Below are 19,371 nucleotides of genomic sequence, written 5' to 3'. Positions count from 1 at the left end.
ATGGAAAAACCTACTACTTTTAAATCAGTTAAGACTGTTTTTACTTTTATCAAAAACCTGGTTTCTGATACCCAAAATCAGTTTGAAATGCCAGAGGCACCGTTTGTTAAAAAACAAATGTTGCAGCCGTTATTTTTGAAAGCAATACAAAACAGGAAAGCCTTTTTGGGTCTTGTGCTGTTTTTGTGTTTTAGTACTGCAAATGCACAGGTAGGAACAGCGTTTTCTCAAAGGCTTCCTGGCGGAAGCGTAAAGGTGAAAGGAGATATTATTTTAATTGGTAACACTGCTATCAATAAAGTAAATAATCGACCTTATTCAGGTAATAAACCACCGTCCGGTTATGTTGAAAATCCAGCAAATTTCAGTACACCACTTCAAGACGGTGTAAAATATACCGGAACAGTTACCAATTTGGCTGCTTTAACAACAGAGGCAAATCTGGATTTTAACGGTACAGGAAATAACAATGATTTTTATGTTGAGTACTCTGACATCGATAATGACAATAGTACCTTTAACTCCACTTCTGCTAACTTGTTCATAAACAATTCTTGTAAAAGTATTGTATTTGCTGGTCTGTATTGGTCTGCTATTTATCCTTATGAAAGAAGTACTGATACAGGGCAAAAGTATGCAGGTTCTTTAAGAGAAGATGACTGGAATAAAGTAAAGTTTAAAGTTCCAAATGGGAGTTATGTAGAGCTTACGGCTAGTAAAACAGATACCAAAGAAGTAATTTTTGACGGTTACAAAAAGAATGGATCAAACGTATCAGACTCGTTTAAAGACTCTCCTTATGTTTGTTTTAAGGATGTAACTAGTTTGTTGCAAAATGTAAAAAATGCTGCTGGCCAATTAGACGCTGATGGTACTTATACAGTTGCAAACGTTAGAGCAGCAAGAGGAAAACGTAATGGAGGAGGGGCCGGAGGATGGACGCTTGTTGTAATCTATGAAAGTCCAAGTCTTCCAAGCAAATATATTTCTGTTTTTGATGGATATGTAGGAGTTGATCCAGGTTCTACTGCAACAAAAACGGTTGATTATTCTGTTAGTGGTTTTCAAACTTTGCCTGTCGGTTTCCCTGTAACAGCAAAAATTGGCGTTGGAGCATTAGAAGGTGATAATCAGCTTAAAGGTGATGATTTTCAAATTAAAGCAAATACAGTAGCGACTTATACTAAAATAACTGATGCAGTAAATTTAGAAGGAAATTTCTTTGATGCTTCAATTACAAATAATGGTGCCAGTGTTCAAAATCGATCTCCCAAGAGTATCAATACGATGGGAATGGATATTGACAACGTTCTTATCAAAAATACAAATAATGCTGTTGTACCTAACAATGAAACAGGTGCTACATTAAGACTTAGTACAGACGGAGATGGTTATGGTGCCTTTGTTACCACTTTTGCAGTAGATATTATCGAACCAAAAATTATTTTAACAAAAGTTGCCAAAGGTGTCCGTATAGAAAACGGTGCTGAAGTAGAATATGATTTAGAAGGGAAACCTGTAACTTTAGGTCAGGAAATTAGATATATTCTTGGTTTCAGAAATCAAGGTAACGATGATGCAAAAAGCTTTACAATTACAGATGTGTTGCCTCAGAATGTAATTTTTGATATAGCAGATGTTTCATTACCAACTGGAGTTGAAATTGATTCTTATAATCCTGCAACAAGAACAATTGTATTTAAAATTGTTAATGAATTAGTTATAAAATCTGGGCCGTTAACTACTTTAAAATTTAAAGTTAGAGTGGTAAAAGATTGTAACGAATTGATCGATGCCTGTTCTAATATAATTAAAAACACGGCAACATCAAGATACTTTGGAGATAAGAGTCCTACCAATAATGGTCAGCCTTATGGGGATGGAAGTTATTCGTTTGACACTGGTTGTATCGTAGGTGACCCAAGTTCTACAAACTTTTTGGTGGGAATTGAGGACTGTCTTTTTAACAGAGAAGTATTCTTATGTGGAAGCGCACAACTTAAAGCTGCAAATGGATATACAACTTATGAGTGGAAAGATCCTAACGGAGTTGTCTTTGGTGGAAATAACCAAATAGTTACCGTTACAAAAGCAGGAAAGTACACTGTACAAACTGGAGGTAATCCGGATTGTAAGGGAATTTTGCAAACTTTTGACGTTAAGGATTCGGTTGCAGGAGCTAATGTTAATCCTATTAGTGAATATGCAAATAATATTGACCCTCTTACTAATCGACCTTATACCTGTACGAGAGATAATATTGAGTTTCCGAAGATCTTTTTATGTGGAAAAAATGATACAAGAGTACTAGACACCAAAATTACTCAGGCTATCAGTATTATTTGGCAGGAAACAACAGATGTTCCTCCAACAGGTTTCCCGTCTAGCTGTCCGTATGATACGGCGCCAAACTGGACCAATGTTGGTACTCCTGGAAGAACTTTTACAGCAAACAGACCAGGAGCATTTAGAGTTGTGATTACTTATGGTAATAACTGTGTAAACACATTTTATTTTAGTGTTTTCCAAAATCCATTAGAGCCAAAGGCAGATGTACAAAATATAGTTTGTGATACAAAAGGAAGTATAACGGTAACTACGCCTCCAATTAACTCAGATTACACTTATAGTCTAGATAATGTTAATGGAACTTATCAGGCTTCAAATGTATTTGCTAATGTTAGCGAAGGAGCTCACACAGTATACATCAAACAAAATCCTGCAGCAGGTGAAACTTCATTTTGTCCATTTCATGTTGATGTGACAGTTTATAAAGAAGTATTTAGTGGAAGAGTTGAGAAAACAGATCCTTTATGTTCACCTGGTTTAGGTTCGATGAGTGTTTTTGCTGAAGGCTTAACAAAAGGCGATTATCAGTTTATTGTTAAAAAAGCGGGAACAAATACCATAGTTGCAGATTCTGGAGTAATGACTTTTCCTGGTTATATTGTTTTTGACCAAAAATTTGCGCCAGGACTTTATGATGTAGAAATATTATCTCCTAAAAACGGCTGTAAAATAGTAAAAGAAGATATTGAAATACTTGATAAAGTATTAAAAGCTAACGCTACTGTTACCAAAACATTATCTTGTGGTGATGGTGAAATTACGGTTCAAACATCTGGAGGAACACCTATTCCAGGAGTAACACCATCTTACTATTATAGTCTGAATGGTGTAGATTTGGGACAACTTACAGAGCCTGTTATAATTCCTATAAAAAGACCATTACCTCCATTGGGAGAATATAAAATTGTAGTTACAGATTACAATTCATGTAAGGTTACTTTACCAACAATTAAAGTTGTTGATATACAAAAACCAACAGTAACTATCAACCATAAAAATGTAAGATGTTACAATTCCAGAGAAGGCGAGATTTCAATGACGGTTGCGCCAACAAATTCAGGATATGGAGTTTCTTATAGTGTAAATAATGGTGCTTATACAACGTTGCCAACTACTGGTTTAAACCCTGGAGAGTATTCTGTTGTTGTAAAATATACCTATGGTACAGAGGAATGTTTAGATGAAGCGAAAAAAATCACCATTACAGGACCAACAGATCCATTATCTGCTTCTGGTGGAGTTGCCGAATTATCGGGTTGCGGACCAACAGGTAATGAAGATCAGGGATTAGTAAGAATCACCAACCCTCAGGGTGGTGTGCCATTTCCTGCACCAAACTTGTACAGATATAGTTTTGATGGAATAACATATGGTATTTCTAATCAGGCGTATCTAAGCCCTAGAGCAACGCCATATACTTTGTATATTAAAGATGCTGCCGATTGTGTTTTTGAAATGCCAGGTATTGTTTTAAAACAAAGACCTACTGATCCTGTTTTTACGGTTTCTACACCAGCTTATACTTGTGATGGAAAAGGAACGGTAAACGTAACAGTACAAACGGATCCAAATGTTAATTACGCCTATAAGTATTTCTTAGGTAAATTTAATGGTACAACTTACGTATATACAGAAAATACAAATACACCGGCATCCACTTTTAAAGATATTCCGGTTGGCGATTATAAAATTAAAGTTGAGTATGATTTATTAAGTGCTGCAACGTATAGTAATTTATTAAAAGAAGATTTTGGAATCGATACTTTTACCTATACTGACACAGCATCTCCAGACGGCCAATCGCCGGGTATTAATCCTGCTTTTTGTTGGGAAAGACAAATAGATGCTACGATGTGTGGTCCTAATAGAAAATTTGATAATGGTGAGTATACCGTTACAAGTAGTTTACGAAATAATCCTTATAGTGGATGGCATAATCCAATAGATCATACGAGTGGTAGTAGAACAGGTGGTAGATATTTGGCGGTAGATGCAGGTACTGCAATTCCAAATAATGCAGTTCTATATAGAAAAACAATTAAAGACATTATTCCGAACCAGCCTATTCAGGTTCGATTCTTTGGTACAAACTTATTAAAAGTTGGAAATACGCAACCAGATGCTTCTCTTACTGTTGAATTGCAGAACAGTGCTGGAAGACCATTGTCATCACAATCTACCGGCGGAATCCCTAAAACCGATGGTTGGGTAGAATACAACAGAGAGATCAACCCGGGAACTAATACAACGTTAGATTTTGTATTGCGATTGGAAATTGCTCAGGTGAACGGAATAGATTTTGCCGTTGATGACATACAAGTATATCAAATACCAAAATCTTGTTTGGCTGATAAAATATTAGATCTTAAAGTAGAAGATAAAAAAGCATTTACAGCAAGAGTTGATAATATCAATGGCGTTAAATGTAAAGGTGATACAAATGGTTCTTTCAACATTGTTGCTGAAAATTTTGACACTAACAATGGATTCTTCTATACATTAAATGGGTCTGCGAACCCAGTTGTTTGGCAAAACTCTAAAGTTTCTCCTGTACTAGTTGATAATAGAGGTGAAGGAACATACGATATTCGAGTTCGTTATGCTAACGATGCAACGTCTTGTAATTTTACTATTGCACCAAAAGTTACTGCGCCTGAAGCTTTTATTGTAAATGCTATTGCTACGACAGCAACTTGTAAGGTTGGTGCTACGGTTACAGCATCAGCAGTTGGTGGAACTGGTGCTTATACTTTTACAATTAAAGATAAAAATTCAGCGTTTACTAAAACTTTCCCAAGCGATGGAATCTTAAAGGATATTCCGCCGGGAACCTATACTGTATCTGGAGTTGATGCAAACGGATGTAAGGATGCCAAAGATACTGATCTGATTATAGATAAACCTGAAAACCCTACAGCAGAAGTTGTTAAAGACGCAGGTTTATGTTTTGGTACAAATGCTAAAATCACTGTGAAAATCACAGGTGGAGTAGGTAAATATACGTATCAGGTAAGTACAAATGGAGGTGTTACCTATAGTAATCCTAGTGCACCTTTTGATGGGCCTACATTTACGTATATCGCAACGGCATCTGGTATTACATATGACTTTTTAATTACCGACAGCAATAATTGTGAGGCTGCAGCGGTAAGTCAAAAAATTGATAAAGCAATAACAGCTAAGGCAGATGTTACTGCTCCATTAACTTGTAAATCTGGAAATGCTGCAAATGCAACTATCGAAGTTACGATTGATGGAGGAACAAGTCCTTATACTTACACGGTTAAAAATAAAGCAACAAATGCTGTTTTATTTACAAGTGGATCTATTACAGGACCAAAATTTACATATTCTGCAGCAACAGCAGCAACTTATGTTTTTGATATTAAAGACGCAAACGACTGTTCTTTCCCTGTAGAAAAAACAGTTAGTACAAAAGCGGAACCAACGGCAACATATAAAGTAGAAAACGTTACTTGTTTTAATGCAGGTAATGGTTATATTGATATTACAGCAGAAAATGGTACTGCGCCATTTACATACCAGTTTAATGGTACAGGTGCTTTTACAGCTACAACACATTATGGTTCTTTAGCAGGATCTGTTGCAGGAATTGAGTATTCATTTATTGTAAAAGATGCTACACAATGTACTAAGGAATACAAATTCAAAGTATATCAGCCGACAGATATTACGGCTTCGGCTTCGATTACAACTCCATACACTTGTGAGACGAAAGCAACTATTACAGCATCAGCATCTGGTGGAAATGGAGGCTTTACTTATGTATTAAAAAATGGAACGACAACTGTAGCTACAAATACAGATGGTATATTTCCAAATTTAATTGCAGCAGGAACCTATACAGTTGAAATTACGGATAGCAAAGACTGTTCTAAAACAGTTTCTGCGGGAACAATTGTAGCATTGAATTCTCCGGCAGGAATGACACTTACTCCTACTGCAGTTACTTGTCCAAGTAATACAGCGAGCGTAACAATCACGAATGTTGTGAATGCTGCGGGAGTTGCAGTACCAACGGCAGGTCTTGAATACAGAATTAAATCTCCGACACCTCCTGGTACAACTACGTATCAGACCAGTAATCAATTTAATGGTTTAGCTGCAGGAAAGACGTACACTTTTGAAGTAAGAGATGCTAAAAAATGCGTTTACGAAAAAGACCTTGAGATAAAGGCATTATCTATTATTTCTATTGCAGTTAAATCTAAAATCAGTATTTCATGTTTAGGATCAGCTGATGGAAGTGCAATCTTCACAGTTTCAGGAATGGGTAATAATGTTGCTTACTCTTACAAAGTTGATGCATTAGCGGCTGTAACAGGAACATCTCCTGCAATAGGAGCTACATTTGATATTTCGGTACCAAACTTAAGTTCAGGAACACATACTATCGTAGTAACAAATACAGCTACAACTTGTTCTGATTCAGAACCTGTTACAATTGCTGCGCCAACTGCAGTATTGAAATTAAATGCTACAGATGTAACACATGTTACTTGTGATAAAAAAGGAACAGCAACTATTAACGCAGTTGGTGGTTGGGGATCTTTTACCTATACGGTAAAACCTGCAACAGGAGCAGCGATTGTTCAGACAACTAAATTGTTTGAGAATTTAGAAGCGGGAGATTATACTTTTACTGTTGAAGATTTAAGAGGCTGTAAAGTTGATGGAAATTTTACAATTAACGATAAAGTTTACCCGATTGCTGATATAGATGCTACTGCAACTGATTTATGTGCGGGATCAACAGGAGGAGCAACAATTAGAGTAACGCCAAACATTAAAACTAATTATGTGTACAGCATTAATGGCAGTACAACTACTCAAAATAACGGAACTTTTACAGGATTAATTCCTGGTGATTATATTGTTACGGTTAAAGATCTTTCTACGGGATGTTCTATTGATTTAGCGAAACAAATAGTTGCTAAACCAGTAGTAGTTTCGCAGCATAAAATAACTAAAATCTTAGATTGTAGTTCTAGTACAGATGCTACTATTGAAGTTACAATCGCTGACGGATATCCGGATTATAAATACAGAGTAAACATTAACAGTGCAGGCTTTCCAACTACTTACACAGCAGTGGGAGTAGGAGTAAAAACATTTACTTATCCGGCTAGTGTATCTGGTTCTTATGTGTTTGAAATTTTAGACAGTAAAGGGTGTATAACTGGTTTCACTGAAACTATTGCACCAAAAGTAACACCTGACTTTACAACTAATGTTACACACGTTAAATGTTTTGGAGACACTACTGGAAAAATTACGGTAAATGCTACTCCAGTTTCCGGAACTTACGAATACAGTAAAGATAATGGAGGTAACTGGCAATCATCTAATGAATTTACTGGTTTAGGTGTAGCTTCTTACTCTATAGTAGTTAGAGATACTAAGACTAAATGTATTATTAGCAAATCAGTACCAGTTAATGGACCAGCTGTTAAATTGGCGGCTTCAGCTAAAGTAACAGTTAAATTAACTTGTGGAACTAACAATGCGCCACAAGCTGCTACTATTACTGTAACCGCTACTGACGGAACTCCTTTTTCAGGAACAAATAAATACAGATATACTTATACACAGGGTGCTACCGTAGTTGGTCCAATCACTTCTAAAACTTTTTCAACAGACCAGCCGGGATTGGTAAGTATTGTTGTTACAGATGCAAATGGTTGTACTGTTCCTACTTCAGTGTCGATAGATGCACTAGACGCTCCATCGGCTTTAGCTTTTTCAGCTCCGGCTATTACTTGTGATGCTACGAAATTAAGAACTAATTTAAAAGTGGATGTTACCGGTGGTGTGTTGCCACTAAAATATGAAATTACAAGTCATACAGCTGCAGCTGCACCAACAGGAACTTTAGTTGCTATAAATCAAAATTCTAGTACTTATACCTTTACAGGTCTACTTCCTGGAACATATTACTTTAAAATTACAGATGCTAATGGTTGTACTAAAACAGGTGAGTATACTATAGCTCCTGTCGATCCAATTCAGGAATCAGGTTCAATCACTAAGAATGTTTCTTGTAAAGATTTAGCAGACGGAAAACTTGAATTCACAATTTCTGGTAATACCAACGGAACGAATGGTTATTCTTATAGCTTAACAGGTGCCGTTTCCGGATTAATTACGACAGGTATTTCAAAAGTTGGAGATGTTATAACATACTCAGGCTTAAAAGGAGATTCATATACTTTTACTGTAACAAATAATCTTACAACATGTAAAGATTCTGAAACTATAGTACTTGATAATCCTACTGCAGTTACCATTGTAAGCGCAAGTGGCCCAAAGGTTTTCTGTAGCAGAAATAACAGTGTGATCACTGTAAACGCGAGTGGTGGAACAGGAACATTATATTACGCTGTGGTAAAATTAGGAGCTGCTGCACCAACTTACCCTGCAGGATATACTACTGATAACAAATTTGACAAAAATACAGTTGCTGATGGTCTTGATTATGTTGCATACGTAAGAGATGCTAATGGATGTCCAATAACAAAAGATGTTAAAATTACCAGAGATGCTGTACCAACAGTTGATCCAATAGCAACTACTTGTTATACAGGTGGAAATCTTACTATTATCATGTCTGGAACTGTTTTTGCAGGTTCAGCAAAACAATACGGAGTAGATGGTAATTACAGTTCGAATGCAACTAAAACGATCAATGGACCAGGTATATATAAATTAACGGTTAAAGATGATAATGGTTGTATATCTGCTGCTTTTGATTTAGTTATAACAAACCAATTAAAATTAACAGTTACTCCAGTTAAAGATGTAACGTGTACAGTGATTCCTCCATTTACAAAAATAGATGCAAAAGTTACTTTGACTGCTGGAGGAGGAAATAGCACTTATACATACGAATATAAATTAGGAATAGGAGGAACATATGCTCCAATAGTTCCGGCAGGAAATGTTTTTGAGACGACAACCCCTGGAAGTTATTATTTTAGAGTTTCGTCTGCGGGATGTTCAGTAGAATCTACTGTTCCTTTTGTAGTGACAACTCCTGAAAAACCAGCGGCAAACGCTAATGTTACTGATTTAAGTTGTTATCAATCTGCCGATGGTGTTGTAACAATTGTTCCAACAGCCGGAGTAGGTCCGTTTACTTATACTTTTAATGGTGGTGCGTCAACGAGCACGCCTACATTTACTAATTTACCGGCTTCTACAGGTTTAGGATACCCATATACAATTACTGACAGTAAAGGTTGTATATCTGATATTGCTTACGCTATTGTGAAACAACCAGCTGAAATTCAGTTTACATATACTTCAGAAGACATGAAATGCCCTGGCCCATCTTTAGGATCTGTTACGGTTAGTACAGTTACCAATGGAGTTGGTCCGTATACATATGAATTAAGAAATATTGTTACAGGTACTAAAATTGTTGATAATCAGAATGGAATTACACCATATACATTTGATGATTTAAGTTATGGAGATTTCATATTGACAGTTTATGATAGTAACGGCTGTCCTAGTATTAAAAAAGATGTTAAAATTGTTGCTCCTCCAAGTGATTTAAATATTGATTTAACTATACCAGTAGCGACATGTGCTTCTGGTGCAACTATTATTGTGGATTTAAATCCACTTGTTTACCCAGCAAATCCTAATTATAAGTTTGGAATTGCTGATACTGAAGGTATACCATTTGCAAGTGTATTATTGCCGGCAGATCCAGGATTTCCGTTAAGACATACTTTTACTGGTTTAACTCCAGGTGTGGTTTATACTTTTGTTATTTATGATCCAATTACTGATTGTTATTACTTTAAGACAGCCAATGGCGTAGTTCCCCCGATAACTTCTTTAACTAGTGTAGCTACTACAATTCCAGTTGCTTGTAAAAATACGCCAACAGGAGGAGTATCTATTTCTCTAAATGGTACATCAGCTTCACAAGTTAAATATGAAATCTTTTTTAATAATTCAGATAAGAGTGCAGGTATTAGTGGTACGATAACAATGCCTACACCTATTCCTGTTGAAGTAAGAGGACTTAATCCTGGAACTTACTATGTGAAATTCACAGAACTAGATGGTTCAAGTATAGGTTGTACATCAGCGTCACTTCCTTTTGTTGTAACGGAATCATCTGTTGACCTTACTGTAACTGCAAATTCTCCTAAAAATGACAATTGTAAAAACAATGCTGGACAGGTAGTTGCTACTCCACACGGAGGAACAGGTCCGTTCAAGTATATTATTAATCAATCTGCAACACCACCGTTAGTAACTGCAGCGTGGGGTGCAAATAATGCTAATATATTTAATGTAGAAGCAGGCTCTTACTATGTTTGGGTTAAAGACGCCAACAATTGTATCAAATTTACTACTGTTAACGTTAATGCAGATCCAACTCCGGTAATTAATACTTTATCAATTGTAAACAAATGTGCTGCTGAAGGTGCGTTTGAAGTTACTGTTGCAATGACAACGCAAGGTGTTGCTCCATATTACATAAGTGTAAATGGTGGTGGTTTCACTGAAATTACAGATGCTGTACCTTTCCCTTATACTATTAAAGGATTAAGTTCTGGTCCAGTTAATGTCATTGTAAAAGATTTTAATAGTTGTCAGGATACAGATAATATTACAATTACACCTACACCTACAGCAACAGCTACGGTAACTAAAGTGTTAAACTGTTCTCCTGGTACTACTATTGTAAATGCTACGATAACAGTTAAAATAGAAAAAGGAACATTACCTTATGCTAAATATGAAGTTAAGAAAGGAACTGCTACTTATGCGGTTATTACACCTGCAACTACTGTAGCAGCCGGTGTAACGACATTTACTTACTCAGTTGCTGCTGCGAATGCAGATGTATATAAATTCAGAATAACAGATGCGAATGGTTGTCAAATTGAAACTACTGAAGTTACTGTTGACCCAATTAAACCAATCATAGTTTCATCTCTGGATGTTCAGCCAAAATGTTTTGGTGGAACAGGTTCTGTAGAGTTAGTTGCAAGTGGTGGTCAGGGACCTTATACTTATAAGTTTAATACCTCGGCATTTACTTCAACAACTATATATCCTGTAGCTGCAGGTCCTTATACCTATATAGTTAAAGATGCCTTAGGTTGCGAAGCATCTGGTTCAGGAACTTTATTACAGCCTTCAGCATTGGCTTTGGTTGCACCAGTTATAACGCCGCTTCAATGTGGTACTGGAAATGTGGCACAATCTGCAACGGTTGTTTTAGGAGCGACTGGCGGTACAAAAGACTATTTATATAGCTTTAAAGGAAGTGCTTTTACAAAGAAAACTACCTATACTGTTGATGATACTAAAAATGACCAGACTATTGCATATACCATTCAGGATGCTAATGGCTGTTCAGTTAGTAGTACGGTTACTATCTTGAAACTAGTACCTCCTACAAATTTCACAATTACGCAAGGAGCGGTGATCACTTGTACAACATTAAATACAAGTGCTACTATTTCAAATGTAATAGGTGGTATTGGTACGAAAACGTATCAGATGATTTCTCCAGCATTCTCAGATCAGGGAATTAATGCAACATTTACAGGCTTATTGCCAGATGTTGATTATGTATTCCAGGTAACAGATGCTAATAAATGTACGGTTCAAAAACCATTTAGAATTGCTAATGTTATCAATATTAAAGCAGTAGAGCAGTATACTACAGGTATTACATGTTCAACAGCAACAGATGGAAAAGCAAGTTTCCTTGTTTCTGGTTTCGCAGGTACATATCGTTATGTGCTTGATGGAGTAGCTTTTGCAGGCCCGTTTACTAGTTCAACGATTAATTTAACTGGATTAGCAAAAGGAGCTCATACAATTCAAATATTTGATAATGTAACAAATTGCTTTACGCCTGTAATAACATTTAATATTGCATCGCCAGCTTCAGCGTTAATTTTAGCAACACCTGTTGTTACACCATTAGGTTGTACAACTTCTGGTGCTGTAACGTTAACGGCAACCGGTGGATGGGGTGATTATACTTATACATTAATACAGCCAAATGGAACTACTTTGACTAATAATGATGGTATTTTCGTAAATCTTACACAAACAGGACCATATACTGTTTCAGTAAAAGATTCTAATAATTGTACGGTAGCGGTAGCAGCTGCATTTACTTTAGTAACTGCGCCTCTACCTGTGGCAACAATTGCAGCGATATCTGACTATTGTTATTATAATACAAATTCTACGACATTGGTTGTAACTGCAACAAAAGCAGTTCCATATCCGGTAACGTTCGAATATTCGATCAATAATGGTCAATCATGGCAATCAACAAATACATTCCCTAATTTAACTCCAGGCGCCTATTCAGTTATGGTGAGAGATAATTTCGGTTGTGTTTCGACTGCAGTAAGTACTACAATTAATGGACGTCTTTTTGCTTCAGCAGAAAACACAAAAGACATTTATTGTACAGGTATTCTTAACGGAACAATTAGAGTAAGTGCACTTGGAGGTTACCCAGATTACAGCTATACCGTTCAGATTGGTGCTGGTCCGGTTTCTGCTAAAATTCCATTTGCACCGAGCGCTACTTTTGTAGATTACAGTGTTAATGCTGCAACTCCTGGAACTTATACATTCGTAGTATATGATTCAAAAGGATGTTCTTATCCAGTACCTGCTGTTATAATGACAGCTCCAACTCCGGTTGTATATACTGCAGATCCGACATCTCCATATTGTTCTCCTTCACAAGGAAACGTAAACAATGGTTCGATCTTATTCACGTTAGCACCATCAAATGATAACCCTAAATATACGTACTCGATTCAGCGTACTATACCTGCGGGCGGTGCTCTAATAACTCAGGACACTCCATTATTTAGTAATTTATCTGCGGGTACTTATGCAGTAAATGTTACATCAGGAAGAAATTGTGGTGCTCCAACTACGGTGGTTATTGATAGCCCATCGTTAGTAGTGGCTAGTGCTTCTGCAAGTCCATTTACATGTTCAAGTCCGGCAAATACTTTAAATGTAACTGTAGTTACCGTTACTGGTGCTGGAGGTGCAGGTACAGGTGCAGTGGGTGATTACACTTATAGTGAAAATGGAACAGTTTGGGAAACAACAAATAAATTTAATGTGATTGATAACGGATCTGCGCAAAACTTAACCTATTATGTTAAGGATGCTAACGGATGTATTGATGATGTTATAGTACCAATTAGCCCTTTCCCAAGATTAATTTCTGCAAAAACAGCTTTAGTAACTAAAGCAGCTTGTAATAATGCTGGTGAAGTTATCAGAGTAACTATTGCAGGAGGATCGGTTCCTTATAATTTTGAATATCAGGTTTCAGTTGATGGCGCTGCCTATAGTACAACTGTAACTCCTGTGGCTGCCGGAACAAATACGTTCGATTATACAGCTACAGTACCTGGACATCTTTATCAGTTTAAAATAACGGATAAAACAACAGGATGTTTCATTATTTCTGATGCATACAAAGTGCCATTGTTCAATATAGCAGAAGTTGTGGCTACTGCTTCTTCAATGGTAAAATGTTTTGGAAGCAATGAAGGAAAAATCGCGATCAATATTACAGATTACAAAGGTCCATATACTTACCAAATTTTAAATGGTGGTGTTGCCATACCTGGTGCTTCCGGAACAGGAAATTCTAGCACGGTTAATCCGTTTATAATTCCTTTTGATTTGGTTGAAGGAAAAGCTTATACAGTGAGTATTACTGAAACAGCTTACCCATTCTGTACAATAGTTTCAGGTAATGTTATTATTACACAGCCTCCGGTATTAGATTTATCTGCTTTGGTAATTGCTAACGTAAACCAAAACTGTAAAACTGCAGGTGCGGTATTGACAATTGATGAAACAACTATTATTGGCGGAACTCCTGATTATACTTATGCTTTTGTTCCTGCCGGAACGACTCCAACAGCTGGAGATTATCAGGACGAGAATACTAAAACAATTCCGACGACGAAAATAGCTCCGGCTTTTGATGCTTGGGATGTTTATGTAAAAGATGCAAACGGATGTTTCCAACATGTTACGGTAAATATTTCATTAGACCCAATGCCAGCAATTACAAATGTTAGCGTTGCTAGTCAATGTTATAGTACAGCCGGATACAGAATAGACGTTGCTGCAACGGGTGTTGCTCCGTTACAATATAGTTTAGATGGAGTAGAATTCCAGGACGATAATTTCTTTATAGTTTCTTCTCCTGGAGATTACACAGTAACGGTGAGAGATAAAAACAAGTGTGAAGTTAAAGCAACTGCTCCTGTTACAATCTTAGAGCCATTAACATTACTTGCAGAGGTTACTAAAACACCAACGTGTACAGCTGCTGATGGAACAGTTACCTTAACTGCTGGCGGCGGAACAGTTGCTCCTGTAAGTTATGTTTATACGAGAGATAACTGGACAACAACTAGTGTGTCTCCAATATTTAGTGGTTTAGCTCCTGGTACTTATATCTTTAAGGTAAGAGATACTGGAACAACACCATCTTGTGAAAAAGAAGTTACGGTTATAATTGAAGATCCAAGACCTGTAACAGGAATTGTGGCAACACCTTCACCTGTATCTTGTAATGGAGGAACAGACGGAAGTATTGCTGTGATTTTAACAGGTACAAATGATAATCCGACTTACATGTACAGTCTTGCTGGACCTGTAAACAGAGTAGCTCAGGAATCGCCAATTTTCAATGATTTACCTTTCGGTACTTATACTGTAACGGTAACTTCAGGAAAAGGATGTTCTAACACTGCAACTGCTGTAGTAGCGCAGCCAAACCCTATTGCAGTTGGTGCACCAACTGTTACTCAATATCTTTGTAATGTTGGAACTAATACACCATTAAGTGCAACTATTACTGTAGCTCCTGGCTCTGTAACAGGCGGTTCTAACAATTATATTATCTATGAATTTGTAAGAGATGGTAAAACAGTTCAAAAAGATGATAGAAATACTTATACTGAAGTTGATAATTTAGGTGGAAGTTATGTGGTAAATGTATTTGACACTAACAATTGTCAAGGTTCATCTGTTGCTGCTATAATTAATCCATACGTAGGTATTGCGGATCTTGATCTTGATGTTACACTTATTAACTGTAGAAATGGTGAATCAGTTCAGGTTACGGCAATCGCTACAAGCGGAACATTGCCAGCCTTAACATACACAATTGAAGGAGTTAGTCCAACTGTTTATCCGCTTACATCTAGTCCAACAGGATTATTTGCAGGATTACAAATCGGTAGTTATAAAATTATTGTAACAAATACTGTAACAGGATGTAGTGTTGAAAGATTCCATACTGTTAATAATCCAAATACTTTTGATATAGTAGCTTCAGATGTGAAAAACATAACTTGTTTTAATGCTGCAAACGGAAGTATTACATTAACATTGGTAGATCAAATTATACCAGCAGACAACGCGGGTATATTTGATTACGTAATTACAGATCAATTAGGTAACGTACGTAGTGGCCGTTCAACATCTGTTGAATTAAAACTTGCGAATCTTACAGCTGGTAAATATGCTGTAGTTATGAATTTAGTTGGCGTACCATATTGTGAAGTTACAACTGAGTTCACAATTGAAGGACCTTCAACTGAATTAGATGTTAAAGGCGCTAAACAAGAAATTACTTGTGTGGCAAACAACAATGGTGAAATTACAGCATTAGCAACTGGAGGATGGATCGGTGACTATGAATATAAATTAGAAGGTCCGGTTTCTGTTCCATATGGTGCAGCAAATAATTTCAAGAATTTAATAGCTGGAACTTATAAAGTTTGGGTTAAGGATGTTAGTGGATGTGAAGATTTCGACACAGTAATCTTGAATAACCCAACACCAATAACTGCGACGATTGTTGCTGATAAAACGCTTCTTACTTGTTATAACAATCAGGATGCGACGATAACAGTAACTACTGTTGCTGGAGGTTCAGCGAATTATAAGTATACATTGCATGGAGTTTTAGCAGATGGTACTGTTATTACAAGAGATGCACAGCTTGATAAAGTATTTACAGATTTAGCTGCTGGAACATACTATGTAACAGTTTCAGATGACTGGACTTGTTCAGGTGATTCTAACAAAATTACAATTGGTCAGCCAGATGTAGTTAAAGTGTTATTAGCAATAGAGAGAAGCGAGACTTGTCAAATTTTACCTGTACTTAGATTAGAAGCTTCAGGTGGAACTGGTCCTTACTTCTATAGTGTTGACGGAATTACATATAACCCAGTATCATTTGCTAGTTATGTTGATATTCAATTACCACAAACAACAGTAGACCGTGATTATCAATATTACGTTAAGGATTCAAACAATTGTGCAAGTGTACTTTCTGGTAAAGTTCCTATGTTTGTGGTTCCTGCTTTAGAATTTGAGAAATTAGAGTCTAACGACGTTCCTTGTAAAGGAGGAGCAACTGGTTCAATCTATGCTGCTGCAAAAGGCGGATTTGGAAACTATGTGTATGTATTGCTAAATGAAGCTAAACTACCATTTACTCCAACTCCAACGCAGTTGACACCTGGAACTTTCTCTAATCTTCCGGTTGGTAAGTACTATGTTGAAGTAACTAGTGGAGATTGTGAGAAGATTTCTGAGTTAATTGAAATTACAGAGCCAGAATTGAATCTAACTGCAGTGGTTACACCATTTGATGTTACATGTGCTGGATTTAATAACGGAAGAATAACAATCGTTGCCAGCGGTGGTGGTGATGGTGAATATACTTATGCCATAACGCCTGAAATTGAGCAATTCTTTGATGTGCCTCTTTTCGAGAACTTGAAACCAGGACCATACACAGTAAGAGTTCAAAAAGGTTTATGTTATGAAGATTATCCTGTAGTAATTAATGATGCTATTCCTTTGGTAGCTCAGGAAATTACAGCATCACAAGTTCCGGAATTATGTTTTGGAGACAAAGATGGAGCGGCTTATGTTGAAGTAGAAGGAGGTAAAGGTCCTTATACTGCAAGTATAGTTGGTAACGGAGTTACTATAGATTTCAGAGCTCCGGATATTGATGCTAATACATTTAGTTTCTTAGGTCTTTCAGGAGGTGTTGAATACGTAGTAACAGTGAAAGATGCCAACGATTGTACGCAGGAAGTGTATATTAATCTACCGGAACCAGTTAAAGTGATTCCAACGATAGTAGAGAATTATACTTGTGAGAATGATCTTCCGGTAAATTCAATTACAGTATCTCTTGAAGGTAATATCGACGAGGCAAATTATCCTCAGGTTGTTTATACATTGTTTTTAGATGGTGTGTCAACCGGAATTACTCAAACAGGAAACCCTGTATTCAGAAACCTTCCTTCTGGTAATTACTCAGTAGAGGTGACATATGCAGGTTGTACAAAACCTTCTAACACAATTAATATCATTGCAGTGGAGCCTTTAGTAGCAGTTGATGCTACTCTTGAAAGCAAAGAGATCAACACAATTGTTGTGAAAGCTTCTGGTGGTGTGAAACCTTACGAATACAGTTTCAACGGTGAAGCATTTACATCTTCTAATAGTTATCAGATCTATAAAACAGATGTTTATAAAGTAATTGTTAGAGATAAAAATGGATGTCAAGTCTATTTAGATGTACCAGGAGAATATGTTAACATTTGTATGCCAAATTATTTCACCCCTGGTGGAGCTAATCCTGAAATTGGTCCGGATTGTGGTGCATTAGCATACAAAGACCTGACATTTAAAATCTTTGACAGATACGGTAGAGCTGTTGCTACTTACAGAGTAGGTCAAAAATGGGATGGAAAATACAACGGTGAAGAATTGCCATCTGGTGATTACTGGTATGTTCTTAAACTAAATGACGAGAAAGATGCAAGAGAGTTTGTTGGACATTTCACTTTATACAGATAACAAAATAATAGCCCCTTATGATGTTGTCTAAAAAAATTATTACAATGAAAAAATTAATTTTATCCTTAGTACTCATGGCTGTAACATCAGGTTACAGCCAAGAGTTAAACCTACCAGTGTTTACTCAGTATTTGGCTGATAACCCTTTCATAATTTCCCCTGCATACGCGGGTATTGGTGATAATCTTAGAATTAGAGCCAATGGACTGACCCAGTGGGTTGGAATCAAGGATGCACCGGAAAATCAATCGCTTTATGCTGATTTTAGAATTTTAGACCGTTCTGGGGTTGGAATCTCAGTTTATAACGATAAGAACGGTTATACAAGACAAACAGGTGCTAAGGTTTCGTTTGCGCATCACTTAATTCTTAATTATTATACAAAGCAATATTTATCTTTTGGTCTTTCGTATAACTTCAACAGTTTCAGAATTGATACGGATGAATTTAGAAACGATTCGCAGACCGGTGTTGGTGGAAATATAGATCCTGCTGTTGCTGATAATCGCTACAATGCTAATAATAACTTTGATATTAGTGCCTTGTACCGTAACAGGAATTTCTATGTTAGTTTTAATGCGAATAACGTTTTAAAGAAAAACACAGATAAATACCGTGGTGTAGAACCTAACTTGCTTTCAAATTATCAGGTTTATACCGGAATGATTTTTAAAGATGGAGAAAACAGTCGTATCGAATACGAACCGTCAGTTTTCTACCAGTATTTTGCTAGTGATAAACGTTCATCAACGGATATAAACTTTAAGTACAGACGCTATAATCGTTACGAAGATTATTACTGGATAGGAGTTTCCTATCGTATGTTAAACGATCAGTTTCCAAAACCATTATCTGTAAGCCCAATGGCTGGTTTCATGAAATCTAAATTTTACTTTGCATATTCTTATCAGGTAATGTTTAATGATATTGCTGCTTATAATAGCGGTACACACATGATTACTATCGGATTCGATTTCTTACAGTCTATTAGTAACTGTCCTTGTACGCAAGGTCCTGTTCACGACTAATAATTTGCAGTTAAATTACTGCAGTTTGGATTTCATTTTATTT

2 protein-coding genes are annotated in these 19,371 nt (G+C 36.5%); both read left to right on the top strand.

All coding sequences use genetic code 11. The features are described 5' to 3' along the window. A complete protein-coding gene (locus AC3ITQ_RS04890; protein WP_489237050.1) occupies positions 1–18,300 on the top strand; it encodes a T9SS type B sorting domain-containing protein in 18,300 nt (6,099 codons plus the stop codon). A gap of 44 nt (positions 18,301–18,344) precedes the next feature. Then, the gene (locus AC3ITQ_RS04885) at positions 18,345–19,328 is read left to right on the top strand and encodes a PorP/SprF family type IX secretion system membrane protein (protein WP_489237049.1); all 984 of its coding nucleotides are present in this window, start codon (positions 18,345–18,347) and stop codon (positions 19,326–19,328) included. Positions 19,329–19,371: the final 43 nt, after the last annotated feature.

The sequence above is a fragment of the Flavobacterium sp. KH_001 genome, from assembly GCF_057840745.1.
Note: the sequence above shows the minus strand (reverse complement) of the source record. Positions and strands in the feature narration are given on the sequence as shown.

Excerpts from the sequence above, each read along its gene's own strand:
- AC3ITQ_RS04890 (WP_489237050.1), top strand. The coding sequence starts at position 1 with ATGGAAAAACCTACTACTTTTAAATCAGTTAAGACTGTTTTTACTTTT.
- AC3ITQ_RS04885 (WP_489237049.1), top strand. The coding sequence starts at position 18,345 with ATGAAAAAATTAATTTTATCCTTAGTACTCATGGCTGTAACATCAGGT.